Source organism: Pseudomonas sp. GW456-L12, assembly GCF_059424045.1.
Genome location: NZ_JBWKZA010000071.1, coordinates 1 through 876 on the forward strand (window position 1 = coordinate 1; position 876 = coordinate 876).

The following is an 876-nucleotide window of genomic DNA, read 5'->3' on the forward strand; positions in this document are numbered from 1 at the left end:
GGCCGCGCAGCGGGCGCAGGGTCTTGAGCCCGCTGGAGGACCTGCGGTCCTATCGCAGCCTGCGGCAGCGGCTACAGAGATCGCGGTTATATCGGAGCCTTTTGTAGGAGCGAGCTTGCTCGCGATCAGGTCCCGCGGCTGACAGGTTTGTCGTGTAAGACGCTGTCTGAAAGTGAGGCTCTTCGCTTTATTTTGTAAGGCTTTTCCGAGAAACTCCGGGGCGCTTGCGTCTGGGAGGGGCGCTGTCTAGCCTCGGGTTCGTCACTGGTTTTCGGTGATCGGGTTTAGCAGCTCGCTTCCAAGTCACGCAGGTATCGCTGTCAGCTCAACCAACGATGTTCGGTTGCTGTTTGCTGTCATGGCGGCTGTGCGTGGGGCACCTTCGGGTGCGCCGGAATCTTGGACCGGTCTGCTAACCCGCGTACCGCCGCCACCCTTATTCGTTTAGCAGCGGTAGGTGGTTGGCTCCATTTCCAAGAGGATCCACCATGAAAAAGCTCGTCCCCGATCCACCCGTTTCCCTTCCGTGCTCACGTAGAAATCCTGAGCATGATCGTGCCAATGAAAGCATTCTTCAGGCGCTGTGCCGGCATCGTGGTGATGGTTCGCCGATGGATGCGCTCAAGCCAACCGTGGGCACTGTCGTTGGCCAGGATTCGTTGTTTTGTGTGCGTGAAGGCATCAGCGCCGAGGAGGCGTTGCTTCACGTTTCGATCCTGCTCAAGGCGGCCGAAGAGGTGTCCGATGAGATCACCGAGCGGGCCAGCGGTGTGGAGCGTGGCCTGATCTGGTCGCTGATCCATAACGTGGAGATGGCGCGGGGTGTGGTGGATGCGCTGCTCGACGGCAGCCGCCCGCCCACGCAAGCCTGAACCC

At 60.4% G+C, this 876-nt stretch carries 1 protein-coding gene; it reads left to right on the forward strand.

Annotation, left to right across the window (positions count from 1 at the left end; genetic code table 11):
* Nucleotides 1-488: 488 nt before the first annotated feature.
* Entirely contained in the window at nt 489-872 is a 384-nt protein-coding gene (locus AC07Y9_RS32165) for a hypothetical protein (RefSeq protein WP_087091182.1), read from the forward strand.
* The last annotated feature ends 4 nt before the right edge of the window (nt 873-876 follow it).